Source organism: uncultured Rhodoblastus sp. (assembly GCF_903903185.1).
In the GTDB taxonomy this organism is placed as follows: Bacteria; Pseudomonadota; Alphaproteobacteria; order Rhizobiales; family Beijerinckiaceae; genus Rhodoblastus.
In genome coordinates, this window is record NZ_CAIUXT010000116.1 from 1 (window position 1) to 15809 (window position 15809).

The following is a 15809-nucleotide window of genomic DNA, read 5'->3' on the forward strand; positions in this document are numbered from 1 at the left end:
CTCCCGCCGCGTGCGGGTCAGGTCCCGCAATTCTTGTATGGGCTGCGGCGGCACGAAAGAAGCGCGGATCAGCCCATGGGCGAGAAGATCGGCGATCCAGGTTGCGTCGTTGGCGTCGCTTTTGCGCCCCGGCACGTTGCGGATATGCGAAGCGTTGGCCAGGATCAGCTTGAAGTCGGCGCACAGCATATGCCAGACCGGCTTCCAGTAGACGCCGGTCGCCTCCATCGCCACGTGCGTGACATTGGCTTCCGTCAGCCACGCCGACAAAGCCAGAAGCCCTGGCGTCGTGGTTGGAAACCGGGCCAACTCCGATTCGACTTTCCTGCCCGATGCGATCCGCCGACAGGCGACAATCTCTTTCTGATGCAGGTCCAACCCCGCGCACCGCCGATGCAAAATCTCCATCGCGCTTCTCCCATGACAGGGTGGCCGGCGCGACGACGCAGAAAAACTGTACTCTCTCCTGCGGGCTCTGGGCAGGGCGACTGGCGCCGCTCCGCCGTGGCGTCAATCCAAGGTACGCCTGCGCCGTCCGGTCAAACTCAGTGTCGGGATCGAAATCACCAAGAAAAGAACGACCTCTGTGCCGGCCAAAGCGACGATACCCGACTTTCATGCATCAAGGTGCGCAAAGCGCATGAGAACTCAGTGAAAATCCCGGGTCAGTTCCTCGCGGAAATCAACACCCTCCTATCACGTCGAAGCCGAGAGAGGCCGACCGCCGACAATCGCGGCACGTGACGTCAATGCCCTCGACGCCCATAGCCTTCAGCTGGCGATTGTTGGCGGCTTTGTGAGTTCGCACGGCACGGTTCGATAGTCTCACATAATTCAAGCGGTGCGGCGAAATCAGCCGCGAGCGCCGATGATTGCCGGCGCCAACCAAGCGCGCAAGCCGAAAAACCGCCCACGCCATGTCGCCCATGGCATTGACGGCCTATAAGACTGACGCTATATTACGTCAATATATATGGCATTATCCGAGGCCAACCCATGACACTCGCCCGCTACGCTGAAAAAGGACTCTTCGCGCCTGCCAAGATCGCTGACGTGCTTATGACAACCCGCGACGAAATCGCGCGCACCGCCGGCCTCGGCAAGGACGCTGTCCAGCGCAAAGACCGCATCACGTCTCAAAAAACCCAAAAGAGACTGCGCGAAATGATCGAAATCATCAACAAGATCGAGCCTCGATTCGGTTCCGATCTGATGGCCTATGCCTGGTATCGCTCCGAGCCGCTACCCGGCTTCTCTGGCCAGACGGCCATGCAATTGGTTCGCGCCGGTCGTTCGGCCGATGTTCTTGATTACATCGACGCGGTCGACGCCGGGATCTATGCTTGATCCCGACAACGCATTACACCGGTTTGCTTTACCGCGCGCTCAATCCCGTTTATGCGAGCAATCCTCTTTCGGGCCGCGGCGCCGAACTCTACGGAGGCCGCTTCAATCCAAAAGGCGTTCCAGCTCTTTACGCATCGCAATCTCCGATGACCGCCTTGCGCGAAGCAAATCAAGTCGGAACGCTACAGCCGACGACGCTCGTCGCTTACCATGCCGATATTCATCCTGTTTTCGACACTCGCGACGATGCTCAGCTCTCAGCATTTCACATGACGCCGAACGACCTGGCTGCAACCACATGGCGCGATGAGATGATCGTTGCCGGAGTGTCGCGAACCCAGGAATTTGCTCGACGCCTCATCGAGGAGGGGTATGCGGCATTGATTGTTCGAAGCTTCGCTCGCGGCGCCTCCGACGAGGAAATCAACATTATTCTCTGGCGCTGGAGCGCCGAGCCGCCCACAAAACTCGTTCTCATCGACGATGAAAACCGCCTCGCAGGCGGAGAGCGAGCGCCATCGGGGTCATCGTAAAAAAAATTTGCGGCGGTTGAATGCTTCGCGACCTGCGGCAAAACGCCATCCCTGCGCGCCTCACCCTCTCCGACTGCCTTTCCTAAGCTTGCGCCAAGGCTTAATGGGCGCCGCTCTTGTTCAAAAGGGAGGAGTTCGCAGCAAACCGATGTCCATAAAAGGTGGTCCTGTCTATGAGGTCCGCCAGGGCGTTGTGAAGCCGCTCGACCGCTGAATTTGTGACGCCAATTTCGCGCAACCCCGTGTCAATTTCGAAAGCGCCCGAATCGTGACCCGCATGGGTCGCAACCTCTCGAGACCGACAGGAAAGCACAATTTTTAAGAAGTTCGCCCGCCATAGCCTATTCGCGCTCGGCCTCGCGACGATTGCGCCCTGCGCTCAAGCTCAAGCCCCGAGCGATGAAGAAATCACGTCCCGCCTCAAAGAGCAGTATGAAGGCCTCCATGTCGTCGATTACAGACGTATTTTCGCGGGATCGCTTGAGAAGCCGAGCGACGAAATCGTCGTCGTGTCCTATTCAATCGATTACCCGACCAATGACCATTTTCGATCCACGGAACTCGACGTCTTCACAATCAAGGACGGCCGGCTCACCGCAGTCCCTATGAGCGCTCTGCCCATCGGCGAAGTGCAAGACGTCTCCGTGCGCGACGGCCGGATTTTCGTGGAAACCAGAACCTTCCGCGAAAACGATCGTCCTTGCTGCCCGACCCAGAGCCACAGCTTTGTTTTCAAGCTCTCGAATGGTGTTTTGAACGGCACATTGAACTGAGACCGCGCCGTCGCTTTGGCCTAGCCTCGCCCGTCGCTTCCACCGAAGGGACGGGGCAGCTTTTTCTTCGGAAACGACCTATGGCGCCGCGCGGTTTACCACGGCCCATTCGACTTCGTCGAACAAGCCATGGAACGGAACCGCCGGTTCGCCCTGGATCGGTTCTTCGGGATGCGCGCGCGCATAGGCGTAATCCGCACGAAAATCCTCGATTGTGCGATCGCGAATTCGCTCGACCTCAAGGGCTTCCTCTACCAGCGGGATGAGATCGTCGAGACCGAAATAGATGATGACCTCTTCCCAGCCGACCCAAACATGCTGATCCGGCTCCTGCTCGAGTTCGTCGAATGCGCGGACAAGAAACCGCCGTAGCGTCTCCAGATCGAGCGCACCGCGCAGCACGAGCAAAATAAGCGTCCGCCACTGCCAGAAGCGGACCGACTCGTCCGCCGCGTCGTCGAGCAACAGCGTCCACAATGGCGTCGGGTCGCCATTGTAAATCTCGGCCATCACCCGAGCGCCGAGGTCGTTGTGGACCGTCTCTGAAAAAAGATTTGGGTGCCCTGCAAATGGACAACGCAATAGTTCGCTATATAGAGGATATGCGTCTGTCTGTTTCCACTCGGCTGCAAGCAAAAAACCATAAAACAGCGGCGACGGCTTCCGTAATAGCTTTTTACCGACAGAAAAGAACTGACGATCCGTATTCGCATTTCGCAAACCTTTATCAAATTCTTCGACAAGACGATCAAGTTCTGCCAGCATAAGCGGCGCCACCACAATCCGCTGTTCGAGCGCGCCCCCTAAGGCTTGCACCGGGGGATCGTCATGCCGTTTCGACAATTCCTTAAAAATCTCATCTGGCGTCATGATGACCTGGCCCCCTCCCTGGATTTCGCCTTTATCGGCGCGATGTCGACGCCATGAGGAATCGTAGACCGATCTCTCACAATCACCTCATTGTTTTTGCTATCGTTTCGCACAGTCCAATCTGCAAACGCCGCAACCCAATATCGGCATATGGGACGAATTTCAACCCAACATCAATTTCAGCCGAGGCCGGCGCCGGCGACGGTGCATTGCGATCTGAAACCGCCGCTTTCACCCCCTAAATCGCCGAAACCTCATACGATTAAATCCGCTCGCAGATAAAAATTCGCGCCGCGACTCCGTTACTTCGGCTCTTCAAAAGCGAAAAAGAGCGAAGAGAAGGATGAAAAGCAAGCAATGCCCGCCCTACCGCTAGCGCCGCCGCCGCCGCAAAGGGTGGGTTCGGCCGGCCGCTTTGCTGGTCCGTCCGAATCCCGGCGCAAGCGCCGCCTTTGCCCCGCCGCCGCCTCGCGGCCAGCGAGGTGACGATCGCGAAAAAAACGCAAGGGAGACCGAAGGACGGAGCTGAAAATGACGATGAATAATGCCAATCACGCCGTCCGAGCCCTGCGCATCGAACCCCGCCAGTCGCTCGACGACTTCCCGACGCCGTGCTGGGGCACGCGCGCGCTCGTCGAGGAAGTCCTGGCGAAAACCGACATCGGCATCCCCGTAAGCAGGGTTTTCGAACCGGCGTCCAATCGCGGTTACATGAGCCGCGTCCTCAAGGAATATTGGCGCGACGTCGGCACATCCGACGTGTTCGATTATCGCGACGATCCGGAGACCGTCGACCGTCAGGATTTCGTGGCGGACTTTCTCGGGCCGATCGGCGACACGCCGGCCGCCGCTGCCGAAATCATCATCTCCAACCCGCCCTTCATGGCGGCTCGGCAATTCATCCAGCGCGCTATGGCGCTGCCGGATTGGCGCGTCGTCGCCATGCTCACCCGCTCCGTCTTCCTCGAGGGTGAAACACGGCACAGACAGCTGTTCGCCGACGCGCCGCCTCAGTTCATTGGCCAGTTCGTCCAACGCCTCCCGATCGTGAAAGGCAAGGTGCGCAAGTGGAAGCGCGATCCCATCACCGGAAAACGCAAGCGTCAGGGCACAGCGACTTCCTATTCCTGGTTCGTGTGGTGGCGCGACGCGCCGACCGGCTGGGGCGATCCGCGAATCCGGTTTATCCCGCCCTGCCGCGACCGGCTCGAGCGCCCGGGCGATTATCCGGACGAATAGAGGATTCCATATTTCGGTTGCCAAGGGACCGTCGGTCCCTCGCGCGCGAGGAAAATCGATCCGTTGCGAAACATATAGAATTTCGAGTTCGCGCCACCTCGGCATTCCCTTGGCTCTACGGGAAAATTCATGAGCCAGGAACGAATGCGCAAAAAAGCCAGCCCTACCGCTAACGCCGCCATCGCCGCAAGGGTGCGTCGCTCCGCTCCCGCGCGTTCGCGCGCCCTTGCCCCTTCGCCGCCTCGCGGTCGGTTGGGAGGCGATCGCAGGGAAAAACCTGAAAGGGCTCGATGAAGCCGCCCAGCGCCAACCCAGGAGGAAAAAATGAAAGATCCCGAGAGCGAAGTCGAAGAACTGCGCGCCGGCGTCAGTTGCGCCACCGTCCTCGAAAATTCGGCGCCGCCCTGGCGTCTCGACCGCGCCGAAAGCTCGCAGCGATGCCTCAAATACCGTCGCAGCGCCGGCGAAATCGTCATCGTCACCCACGAAGGCGCCGGCTGGTGGGATCCCAACAGCGACGCCAAGGGCGACGTGTTCGGACTCGTCCAGCACCTCGAACCGCGCCTCAATTTCGGCGAAGTCCGAAAACTGCTGCGACCGCTCGCCGGCGTCGAGCCCGATTTCACGCCAGCTATCCCGACGCGGGACAAAAGCCGCGCCCTGGTCCCGATCGCTGAGAGATGGGCGCGCCGGCCGCGCCTGCGCCAGCGCTCGAACACCTGGCGCTATCTGCGGGGTCGCAGGTTGCCGGAAGACGTTCTTTTCGAAGCCGCGCGTTGCGACGTGGTCCGGGAAGGGCCGCACGGATCCGCCTGGTTCGCTCACCGCGATTGCGCAGGCGCGGTCATTCACGTCGACGTTCGCGGCCCGACCTATACAGGCTCGTTGACCGGCGGCTCCAAGTCGCTGTTCGTTTTTCCCTTCGACAAGAAACGCCGACGCTATCGTTTCGTCCTTGCCGAAGCGCCGATCGACGCGCTGAGCCTCGCGGCTTTCGAATATCCGCGCGAGGACACGATTTACGCCGCAACCGCCGGCGGCATGGGCCCGACCACGATCGAGGCGATCAAGGCGCATCTTCTCTCGATCAAGAATTTGCCGAACGCCCAGTTCGATAGCGCAACCGACGCCAACGCCGCCGGCGACCGCTACGCCGCGCGCCACGAAGAATTCGCCCAAAACATTGGCGTTCCTTTTCGTCGCCTGCGTCCGGCGATCGAGGGCCAGGACTGGAACGACGTGCTCCAATCAAGGAGGCAAATTCAATGAAACTGCCCGACTTTTCCACCTTTGCGCCGTTCAAGGAGCTCAGGACGAAAATGGGAATTCCTGCCGATCGGACGGAGCCGCGGAGCGACGAAGTCCGCGTCGAAACCTTCTACCCGATGCTGCCGCGCGCGGTCGTGATGTTTCGCTCCGGCGCAAAACTCGACTTGCTCGATCCGCAGCCCGATTGCTGGAGCGACGAAGATCTCGCGCAAAATCTCGCCCGCATCGCCCGATGGGGCGGCGCGACAAAATGGGAATTCTCGCTGTCGGTCGCCCAGCACAGCCTCATGGTGCTGGCGATCGCCGGGGCCAACGCCGTGTTGACCCCGCGCCAAGCGCTGCGCGAGCTGCTGCACGACGCTTCCGAGGGCTTGCTCGGTTGGGATCCGATCGCGCCGCTCAAACCCGAACTCGGCACGAGGTTCCGCAATCTCGAAGACCGGCTGCAAAACGCCATCGCCCGACGATACGACCTGGGGTGCTGGTCCCGCGAAACCTATGCGCGCCACAAACACGCCGATCGTCTCGCCGCCGCGTCCGAAGCCTTCCACGTCGTCGGCTGGACGCTCGACGACATGCGCGACGTCCTCAATATCGAACTGGCTCCCCTTTCCGATTGCCCCCTTGCTGCGCCGGAGGGCTTTGCCGCCTGGCAGCCGTGGCCGCCGGCGCTCACGGAGCGGCTGTTCCTCCACAAGCTGAACCTGCTGAAACAGCAAGCCACAGCCGCATCGTAACCCGGAGCTCCCAACATGCCCGACCCCCATGAATATTTACCGGAAGCCATCGACGGTCTGGACGATTGGGACAAATGGCAGGCCATGATGGCCAACGAGCCGCAGGCGAGCTTTATGAACGCTTGGGACGCTCTCGCCGAAAGGCTCACGACCGCCCAACAGCAAGCGGCAATGCACCCTGGGTCCACGCTCGTTCTTGCTGGCGCGGGCACTGGCAAGACCGCGACTCTCACCGCCTCGGTTGTGCACAAAATTGCCATCCAGAAAATCCCGGCCCCGCGCATTCTTGTCGTGACCTTCACGAACAAGGCTGCGGCCGAAATGGCGGAACGGATCCGCGCAGCCCTCGGCGAATACGCCGCTCCCAACTGGCTCGGCACGTTTCACGGGCTTGGCGCCCGACAGCTTCGAGCGACGCCCGAAATCGCCGGCCTGCGCAAGGATTTCGACATCCTCGACGCCGGCGACAGTCATCTCCTGATCAAAAGGGTGATGAAAGCGCTGAACCTCGCCCATGACGTCGACCTCGGCGGCGGCCGCGATCCCATCAAGGCGATCGCCAACAAGATCTCATCGTTCAAAGACCAGCTCATCACCCCGGAAACCGCTGTGACGCGCACCGACACGATCATCGCGGCGGCGGCGCAAAGGGGCGAGCAGATCGAGAGCATGGTCCTTCGTAATGCCGCGAGAGTATACGGGATCTATCAGCAACGCCTTCGCGAAGCCAACGCCGCCGATTTTGGCGATCTCCTGCTTTGGCCGACCTTGGCGATGCACAATGATAGAGATTACCGTCGCCAATGGGCCGCAAGGTTCGACGCGGTGCTCGCCGACGAATACCAGGACGTCAACCACGCGCAATATACCTGGCTCAAAAGCATGGCCAGCGAATGCCGGCGCGTCTTCGCCGTCGGCGACGACGATCAGTCGATCTATGGCTGGCGCGGCGCCGAAGTGGGCCTCATACGGCGTTTTGCGCATGATTTCCCTGACGCGGCGGAAGTCCGGCTCGAAGAGAATTTTCGCTCGACCGGACATATCCTGGCCGCCGCCAATGCGGTGATCGCCGGCGACAAGCACCGGCTCGGCAAAACCCTTTACACCAACCTGGGCGCCGGCCATCCGATCGCGCTCGCCACCTATCGCGACGCGGAAGCCGAGGCCCTTGGTCTCGCCGCCGCCATCGTGGCCCGACACGGCGAAGGCGCGGCATGGGACCACATCGCGGTCCTTTATCGCACCAACGTCCTCTCGCGCGCCTTCGAAGAAGCGCTCATGCGGGCCAAAATTCCCTATGAGATCGTCGGCGACCTAGGTTTCTATGCCCGCCAGGAAATCAAGATCGCTCTTGGCTACCTTCGCCTCGCGACACATCCCGACGACCGCCAGTCCGACGAGGCGTTTCGCCGCGTGATCAACGAACCCCGACGCGGCTTTGGCCCGCAAGCGCTCGCAACGGTCGAAAACGAAGCCTCGTTTCGCAACGTCTCTCTGCTGAACGCTCTCGAAACCGCCGTCCTTTCCCCGAAAGCCCGAAACGAAGGATTGAAATTCGCCGATCAGGTCCGGCGCATCGGCGCCGATCCTTCGCATTCGCTCGCCGACCAGATCTCGCTGCTGCTCGATGCCTGCGGCTATCGCGACTTGCTGCGCGCCAGCAAGGCCGAAGACGCAGCCGGCCGGCTGGAAAACCTCGAAGAACTGATCTCGCTTGCCACGAGCTTCCATTCGGCGCGCGAACTGCTGGATCACGCGGCGCTCGCCACGGACCGCGCGAGCGAAGGCGCCATCCCGGCCGTGCGCCTGATGACCATCCACCGCGCCAAAGGTCTGGAATTCGACCACGTCTTTTTGCCGGCTTTCGAGAATGGAATCATCCCCTCGACTTACGGAGACGCGGACGAAGAACGTCGGCTCGCCTATGTCGCGCTGACGCGCGGCAAGCGTCAGGTCACGATCTCCTGGGCGCAATATCGGCGCGGCCCGGGTGAACCTTCGCCTTTCGTCGAAGATATTCCCGAACAGGCCAAGGCTCGCGTCATGCGTCAGTCCGATCGCGGCGGACGCCTTCACCTTTCCCACCAGAAATCGTCCGCCCTGCGCGCTCTCGGCGCGCGCATGCGCGGTTTCTGACGCTCCACCACGACCTTTCAGGAGACCGAAATGGACAACTTGCCTTCACGCCAGATCGGCGAGAACGATAACGAAGACCTCGACGCGCCGAAGATCGAGCGTTCGATCCTGCGCGAACATATGCCAGACCGGCGCACCGGCTACACCCAGAAAGCCCGTGTCGGCGGACACAAAATCTATCTGCGCACCGGCGAATATGTTGACGGACGCCTCGGTGAAATCTTCATCGACATGCACAAGGAAGGCGCGGCCTTTCGCAGTCTGATGAACAATTTCGCCATCGCGATTTCGATCGGCCTGCAATATGGCGTGCCGCTCGACGAATTCGTCGACGCCTTCACCTTCACCCGATTCGAACCGGCCGGGCTCGTCCAGGGCAACGACGTCATCAAGAACGCAACATCGATTATCGACTATGTTTTCCGCGAATTGGCGGTCTCCTACCTCGGCCGCGACGACCTCGCGCATATTCCGCCAGCGCACGATCCGCAGGAACAATTCCGATCGACGGACATCGCAGCCATCTCAAGGGGCTTCATGCGGTCCAACGATCCGCTGACGGTCCAGACGCCAGCCTCTGCGGCGTCGGTCGAACTCATTCCCGATTCCAATCCCGAACGCGCGGCAAACACGCCCCAGCTTTCGATTGCCGAGCGACGGACCGAAGCCCACCAGAAAGGTTATCTTGGCGAAGCATGTCCCGAGTGCGGAAACTTTACTTTGGTGCGCAACGGCACATGCCTGAGATGTGATGCGTGCGGTTCCACAACCGGCTGTTCATAAAAATGAAAACTCCCTTCCTTTGACCCCTTCCGGGAAGTTTGGCCGCAAATATCGGAGAACAGCCCCATTGATCTGTTGGACCGCCTTCTGGTATGTTAGACAAAGTTGCAATTTGTCGAACAAAGGCTCTCAGGTCATGTCGAAGGTCGGCGGGAAAAGGACATCTCTGGGGCAGAGCAAGCCGAAGTTGGCTTCCCGAACGCGTTCGGTCAGCGTCGGCAAGACACCGCCCAAGGCGACGGCCAAGGGACTGCGATTTGCCCCGGTCGGCAAGGCCAGGTTCGAGGCGGTCATGAAAGCCGCCGGGAACTCCGGGTTGCTGGGGGAGAAGAGCGGTCGTATCGGCGGGCGGGTCAGCGCCGCCCTGATCGAACAGGCCAAAAGGCAGACTGGCATCGAAGGCGACACGGATTTGATTGAGTTCGCGCTGGCGAATGTTGCCCTCACCGACGACTTCTCCAAACTCTTCAAGGAATCCCGCGGAAAGGTCGATCCTACCCTCAAGCTCGGCTTCTGAAGTGGCTGATTTCGACTTCGACGAGGTCGCGCGCTGGTCCCGCGCGGCTCAAGGGAAGACGCTGAGCCGCCGGCAGGACGCCGATCTTTCATTCGTCAACGAAAGCGAGATCGGTGGCAACGACCTCCTGCTCGACACGTGCGTCTATATCGATCAGATGCAGGGGCGAACCCCGGAAATCGTCGAAACCCTGATCGAGGTTCGGCAGGCCAACCATTCGACGGTCGCCATCCAGGAACTGATGCACACCGTTGGGGTGCTGGACCCGAGCGACCCGCGCACAGCGAGCGTCGTGGCCGAAATCCGAACCCATGTTATGGCGATGAGGCCGCATCGGACCTTCGCGCCCGAGCCGGACGTTCTCGGCAAGGCTGCAATGCTCTCCGGCATTATTTGTCATCAACAGCATTACGGCGCCGACAACAAACTTCGCGTTCTGATGGACTGCGTCCTGTTCATTCAGGCGCTGAAACTCGGATTCACGGTTCTCACTGCGAACATCGGCGACTTCGATCTGTTGCTTCAGTTGGTCCCCGGCGGACGGGTGCTGTTCTATCGCAGGAATTAAATAGTGCTCACCCCTGTTCGGCACAGACTTTTCCTTTGGCATACGGAAAAAGCTGTCAGTCTTTGGGTTTACTCCCGCGCGTTCCACGCGCCCTTGCCCCGGCCGACGACGGTCGGCGGTTCAGGAGTCATCTCAAAGAGATGAAAGGAACTCCTGAGATGTCGAACATTGAAACTCGTGAAACCGATACGCCTGCCTCGATGTCGAGCCGCTTGGCGAACACCGGCAAGCTCGACGACCTCGGCTTTGGGTGGTCCGCAGCCGTTTTCGAAGCCGGCAATTATGGCCGGGAAGCCTGGCGCCAGCCGCCAGCCGCAGATGACGAAGAAACGCTTTTCCATGAACCGGGCCGCGTTCTCCACTCCGCCCATGACGGCGTCCGCGCCACCGACTGCCGAAGTCACTGTTTCAAGATCGTCAAGCCAAGGCATGGCGATTACACGCTCGTCGTGAGCCATGGCGGCGGCGTCGAGCGTGTCAATCTCGGCTATTCGCGGCGCATCGTGAACGCATTCAACCAGATGGATTCGGACTCCCGGTTCCGCCTTATGTGGACGTTCGACGTCTATGATGCAGCAAAAAGGGAAGCTGCCGTCGACACCGCCAAAACCTATCGCGAGGCCTTCGTCGAAGACCGTTTGAAGAAGCGCCGCCTGCCTGCGCGTAACGCGACGAAGGTTTGGATCGAGCCTCGCGCTGGAAGAGCGGCTTGATCCGATTCGATCAGTCTCGCCGGCCCTCGCGGGAGCGACGTCGCCTGCGCGGTTCCGGAAACGGCATAGAAAACGGACAGGAGTAAAAAGATGAACAGCGCAGAATTGCACGCCACTTATTCCGCCGCTCGCGCGAGGCTTTCGAACCCGCCCAAAATTATCGTCGATGTGAACGCGCAGGAAGCGATAAAGGCGGAAAAAGCTCGTCGAGAGCAAGCTGAGCACAAACATCGTGAACATTTTGCGCGCAGCAAGACCGACCGGATGGCTCGCAAAAAAGACGCAGTCATCGATCTCTATCGCCAGGTCCCCATCGACGGACAGGACATAAACGATCACATCGCAGGAGATCGTGTCGATCAGATCAAAATTGCTTCCCGAGAAATCATCAGAGCGGTCTCAACCGTCTATAACATCTCCAGAGACGATCTTTTTTCGCCTCGCAGAACAGCGGAAATCGTGAGGCCGCGTCAAGTCGCGATGTGGGCGATGAAGAAAACCACGAAAATGTCTTTGCCGTAAATTGGTCGCCGCTTCGCCGGCCGCGACCATACGACGGTCTTGCATGCGGTGAAAACAATTCAGAGGTTGGTGGCTGCCGGGAAGATTGACCCGCTTCCCTCGCTTATTTCAGCGGTGCACAGGCATCGCGCTGAAGTCAGGGAATACGTTCCCTCTGGCGAGGATCGAGGCCAATAGGATTCTCGACGGAACACGAGTGAAAAACTCAGCGACGCCGCCGATGAAGCCGGCCGCATAAACCAACTCGCATTTGATGCTCGAAAGAGCACCATTAAGCCTCCCGGCCTCGGCCGGGATCGCCGTGATTTTTGGCGTGGGCGGGGGACTGACAGGCCTCTGCTCAGCGCCGGCCATCGTCAATATCGGCTTCCTCGACGCCCGCGCCGCTCTTTTCGTGGCGGCGATGCTCGCCGGCATGAAGCTCAGCGACTTCTTTTTCGGTCCTCGGACCGGCGAAGCGGAGTCGCCCGCCGCAACGCAAGCCGGCAATGCCGGTTGAGCTTGTCGCGGATCGACCGGCGGATTTCGTCCGCCGTTTGCCCCACGAGACCGAGGCCGCCGGACGCCAGCCCCTAGGGGCCAAGCCTCCCCTCACGACCGCCTATGAGTATATTCCGAAACTGTTAAGTCTACGCAGAAAGTTAGACACTTAATTCCGCTTGCCCGCATTTCCATTTTAATATATGAAATCAATAGCTTGGGTGGCCGTGTTGATATCAAGAACCTGGGTGGCGGTATAAGGTGCCTCTTTTTTAGGTTGATCACATGTCTCTCGATCGGAACCTGACCAACTCTGTGCTACGGAACAGTGAAATAAGGCTGCCGTCGACGCCTGCCGACGGCGGCCAACCCACGACTATTACCCGCGCCGATCTTGCCGACGCCGTGGCGCGACAATTCGGCTTTTCGCGTGCGGACTCGAAGCAGTTTGTCGAAGGTGTCCTCGACGAGATCGCAGCGGCGCTCCTGCGCGGCGAAAACGTCAAGCTCGCGGGGTTCGGATCGCTCAACCATCGCACCAAAACCGCACGCCCGGGACGCAATCCCAGAAATGGCGAAGAGGCGACGATTTCGCCGCGCCGCGTGCTGTCGTTCAAACCGTCGCACATCATGCGGCAGATGGTCCGCGAAATCTGAGCGATGGGCCTCGCCTCCGGCGTTCTCGTCGCGATCGCGACGAGCGGCGGTGCTGACCCAAGCGGCTTGCACAAATAACCATTTCGGTTTTGGCCAGTGGTCTTCGCCAGCCGCATCGCGCTTGCCGACCGGCGTCGTCTCCACCGGACCGACGCCGGCGATGTGGACGATGACTTCCTCGACGCCCGCGCCATCCCAATGGACCCCAAAGACGATCTTTTTTCGCCTCGCAGAACAGCGGCAATCGTGAGGCCGCGTCAAGTCGCGATGTGGGCGATAAAGAAAACCACGAAAATGTCTTGCCCGCAAATTGGTCGCCGCTTCGCCGGCCGCGACCATACGACGGTCTTGCATGCGGTGAAAAAATCCAGACGTTGGTGGATGCCGGGAAAATTGACCCGCTTCCCTCGGTTATTTCAGAGGTGCTCAAGCATTGCGCTGAAGTCACGGAAAACGTTTCCTGTAGCGAGGATGGAGGCCAATAGGATTCTGGACGCAAAGCGAGTGAAAAACTCAGCGACGCCGCCGATGAAGCCGGCCGCATAAACCAACACGCATTTTAAGCTCGAAAGAAATCCATCAAGCCCGGCTTCCGCCGGGTTTTCGCGTTTTTACGTCAACGCCTTCCAGATCAATCGAACAAAGGAGCAATTCATGTCCGCCCACCTCACCCTCGGCGAAACGGCCGAATGCCTGACAGACCTCGGTTCTCCCTGCGCTCAAGTTTTTCGCACGATGCTGGAATCGATTTGAACGGTCATGGCCGAAACAATCGCGCAAAAAAAAACTCGGCGTCGTAGCGCTTCCCGCGATCTCCGAAGGTTTCGATCTCGCGGGAACCTGCGCATGTTGCGTCCCGCCTTCGAAGGCCAGCCCTGCCCGCCTGCCCTCGCCGCCTTCGATCCAGACGGATGGCCGAGCATTCCCTCTTCCGACGATGAAAGGAGCACATGAATGCGCGCCGCCCCAAAAGTCTACCAACCCGACGCCTTTGCCTATCGCGTCAATTATGCGGCGCAGTGCATCTTGCGCGGCACAAAAACGCGCGCTTCCGACACCGGTTTCGAGATGAACGACGGCGACGCCGTCGTGACCGCGCTCGTTCGACGCGCCAAAAATAATCCGAAACTGCACGCCGCCATCGCATCGCAATGGAGCGGCGTGTTTCCCGCACAATGGCTTGAAACAGCCGCAAAACATAAGGCGGTTCCAACGCGCGGACTTGCAGCCCTGGCGAGCAATCTACGTGTCGAGAGCGCGCGACAGTTCGAAAGGATGATCGCGGAACAAAGCGAGCGCCAGACGGAATCCGAAAAAGAAATTCTGCAAGAAAGATAAGAAAAAAAGACACGCTCTCTCATCGCCGTCGCCCGCCGCAAGGGTCCAGCCGGGCGCTACGCGCCCTTGCGGTGGGCTCGGGGATGCGAGGTTGCTTTGGCTATTCTGGGAACGGAATATAAAAAGGAACAGCGAGATGAAAAACTTCAAAAATACCGGTGTCCGAAAAGACCACTGCCAGGAATTGACCGACCGAATTGTCACCCTGCTCGAAACCGGCACGATGCCTTGGCGCAAACCCTGGGACGCCAACAAATGCGTCGCCGCCAACGCGCCGATGAACCCGGTCACCGGGCGGGCCTATCGCGGCATCAACGCCGTCGCCCTGGCGATGTCGCCGCTGTCGTTCACCACCTCCGATCCGCGGTGGTGCACCCTCCGTCAGGCCAATGAGCGTAGCTGGCAGATCCGCAAAGGGGAACGCAGCGCCCTTATCTTCTTCTACAAGCCGATCGAATTGCGCCAGTCTGACGATAGCGACGAAGCCGGAAAAATCATCCCGCTGCTGCGGACTTATCTGGTCTTCCATGCCTCGCAGATCGAGGGCATCCCCGAATACGTCCCGGCCGGGATCCCGAAGCCGCTGTTCGAGCGCGTCGCCGACGCCGACTTGATCATCAAGGCCAGCGGGATTCGCGTCGAGATCGGCGGTAATCGCGCCTTTTATCGCCCCTCGAACGATCAGATCCAAATGCCGCCCGACGCCGCCTTCCAAAGTCCCGAAGGCTGGGCTGCAACGATTTTGCATGAATTCGCGCATGCGACTGGCGCCAAACATCGACTCGACCGCGACCTGACCGGACGTTTTGGCTCATCCGCGTACAGCCGCGAAGAACTGCGCGCCGAACTCGCGAGCATGTTCGTTGGCGACGCCCTCGGCCTGCCGACCGACGTTCCCAACCACACGAGCTACATCCAGTCCTGGATCGAGGTTTTGAAGAGCGACAAGCGTGAACTGTTCCGCGCGGCGGCCGATGCCCAGCGCATGGCTGATTACAGCCTGACATTCCACGCCGACAGCCGTTCGAACGAGGACGACGGCGCCGCGGCCGGCGCCGACGACTCCCCGGCGGACGCCTCCAACATCGCCGCTTGATCCAACCCCATCTCAATTGTCGCAAGAGACGATCCCCTATTTCGAGCGTCTACGGCCGCTCCGAAAGCAGGAGTTCATTCCAGATGCCCAAGATAACAAAACCCCAACAGTTTGCGCTCGCGCGACTTGTCACGCGCGACGCCGATCGCGCGAAAGAAGCGTCTCGTATTCCCACATGGCACAATTATCGGACGGCGAGAAAAGCAGTCCAGGTTGGCTACGATTGCATCA

Annotated in this window: 16 protein-coding genes and 3 pseudogenes; 17 read left to right on the forward strand and 2 right to left on the reverse strand. The window is 60.0% G+C overall.

The window, feature by feature from the left end; all coding sequences use genetic code 11:
- Nucleotides 1-408: transposase (locus QZY01_RS10540; RefSeq protein ID WP_294536785.1), on the reverse strand; the 408-nt coding region annotated here is incomplete at its 3' end.
- A 588-nt stretch (nucleotides 409-996) separates the two neighbouring features.
- Between QZY01_RS10540 and QZY01_RS10545 the strand changes: the two genes are divergently transcribed.
- From QZY01_RS10545 to QZY01_RS10555, 3 genes are all read left to right on the forward strand, one after another.
- On the forward strand, nucleotides 997-1347 hold the full coding sequence (locus QZY01_RS10545) for an MbcA/ParS/Xre antitoxin family protein (protein ID WP_294536788.1): 351 nt from the start codon (nucleotides 997-999) through the stop codon (nucleotides 1345-1347).
- A complete protein-coding gene (locus tag QZY01_RS10550; protein WP_294536791.1) occupies nucleotides 1344-1880 on the forward strand; it encodes an RES family NAD+ phosphorylase in 537 nt (178 codons plus the stop codon). The genes QZY01_RS10545 and QZY01_RS10550 overlap by 4 nt, the downstream gene beginning before the upstream one ends.
- Nucleotides 1881-2389: 509 nt before the next feature.
- The gene (locus QZY01_RS10555; protein WP_294536794.1) at nucleotides 2390-2653 is read left to right on the forward strand and encodes a hypothetical protein; all 264 of its coding nucleotides are present in this window, start codon (nucleotides 2390-2392) and stop codon (nucleotides 2651-2653) included.
- Nucleotides 2654-2731: 78 nt separating this feature from the next.
- Here QZY01_RS10555 and QZY01_RS10560 read toward each other — a convergent pair whose 3' ends face one another.
- Nucleotides 2732-3523: a DUF1186 domain-containing protein gene (locus QZY01_RS10560; RefSeq protein WP_294536797.1), complete on the reverse strand. Its 792-nt coding sequence runs from the start codon at nucleotides 3521-3523 to the stop codon at nucleotides 2732-2734.
- Between the two features lie 531 nt (nucleotides 3524-4054).
- Here QZY01_RS10560 and QZY01_RS10565 point away from each other — a divergent pair.
- From QZY01_RS10565 to QZY01_RS10630, 14 genes and pseudogenes are all read left to right on the forward strand, one after another.
- Entirely contained in the window at nucleotides 4055-4762 is a 708-nt protein-coding gene (locus QZY01_RS10565; protein ID WP_294536800.1) for an SAM-dependent methyltransferase, read from the forward strand.
- A 324-nt stretch (nucleotides 4763-5086) separates the two neighbouring features.
- On the forward strand, nucleotides 5087-6031 hold the full coding sequence (locus tag QZY01_RS10570) for a DUF3991 and TOPRIM domain-containing protein (RefSeq protein WP_294536803.1): 945 nt from the start codon (nucleotides 5087-5089) through the stop codon (nucleotides 6029-6031).
- Nucleotides 6028-6768, forward strand: a complete 741-nt coding sequence (locus tag QZY01_RS10575) for a phosphohydrolase (protein ID WP_294536805.1) — start codon at nucleotides 6028-6030, stop codon at nucleotides 6766-6768. Before QZY01_RS10570 ends, QZY01_RS10575 begins: the two co-directional genes overlap by 4 nt.
- Nucleotides 6769-6783: 15 nt before the next feature.
- Entirely contained in the window at nucleotides 6784-8904 is a 2121-nt protein-coding gene (locus QZY01_RS10580) for a UvrD-helicase domain-containing protein (RefSeq protein ID WP_294536808.1), read from the forward strand.
- A gap of 90 nt (nucleotides 8905-8994) precedes the next feature.
- Nucleotides 8995-9687, forward strand: a pseudogene (locus tag QZY01_RS10585) (vitamin B12-dependent ribonucleotide reductase); the annotation flags it as partial.
- A 136-nt stretch (nucleotides 9688-9823) separates the two neighbouring features.
- Complete coding sequence (locus QZY01_RS10590; protein WP_294536809.1) at nucleotides 9824-10204, forward strand: hypothetical protein; 381 nt, start codon at nucleotides 9824-9826, stop codon at nucleotides 10202-10204.
- 1 nt (nucleotide 10205) lies between these two features.
- A complete protein-coding gene (locus tag QZY01_RS10595; RefSeq protein ID WP_294536812.1) occupies nucleotides 10206-10772 on the forward strand; it encodes a DNA-binding protein in 567 nt (188 codons plus the stop codon).
- A 35-nt stretch (nucleotides 10773-10807) separates the two neighbouring features.
- Nucleotides 10808-11485, forward strand: coding sequence for a hypothetical protein (locus tag QZY01_RS10600; RefSeq protein ID WP_294536814.1), 678 nt, complete (start codon nucleotides 10808-10810; stop codon nucleotides 11483-11485).
- A gap of 381 nt (nucleotides 11486-11866) precedes the next feature.
- Nucleotides 11867-12184 (forward strand): annotated as a pseudogene (locus tag QZY01_RS10605) (helix-turn-helix domain-containing protein); the annotation flags it as partial.
- A 124-nt stretch (nucleotides 12185-12308) separates the two neighbouring features.
- A complete protein-coding gene (locus QZY01_RS10610) occupies nucleotides 12309-12506 on the forward strand; it encodes a DUF6691 family protein (protein ID WP_294536817.1) in 198 nt (65 codons plus the stop codon).
- A gap of 266 nt (nucleotides 12507-12772) precedes the next feature.
- Entirely contained in the window at nucleotides 12773-13144 is a 372-nt protein-coding gene (locus QZY01_RS10615) for an integration host factor subunit alpha (RefSeq protein ID WP_294536819.1), read from the forward strand.
- Between the two features lie 207 nt (nucleotides 13145-13351).
- Nucleotides 13352-13510: pseudogene (locus QZY01_RS10620) on the forward strand (helix-turn-helix domain-containing protein); the annotation flags it as partial.
- 588 nt (nucleotides 13511-14098) lie between these two features.
- Nucleotides 14099-14482, forward strand: a complete 384-nt coding sequence (locus tag QZY01_RS10625; protein WP_294536822.1) for a hypothetical protein — start codon at nucleotides 14099-14101, stop codon at nucleotides 14480-14482.
- A gap of 136 nt (nucleotides 14483-14618) precedes the next feature.
- Nucleotides 14619-15578 (forward strand): zincin-like metallopeptidase domain-containing protein, encoded by a 960-nt coding sequence (locus QZY01_RS10630; RefSeq protein ID WP_294536824.1) that lies wholly within the window; start codon nucleotides 14619-14621, stop codon nucleotides 15576-15578.
- Nucleotides 15579-15809 lie beyond the last annotated feature (231 nt).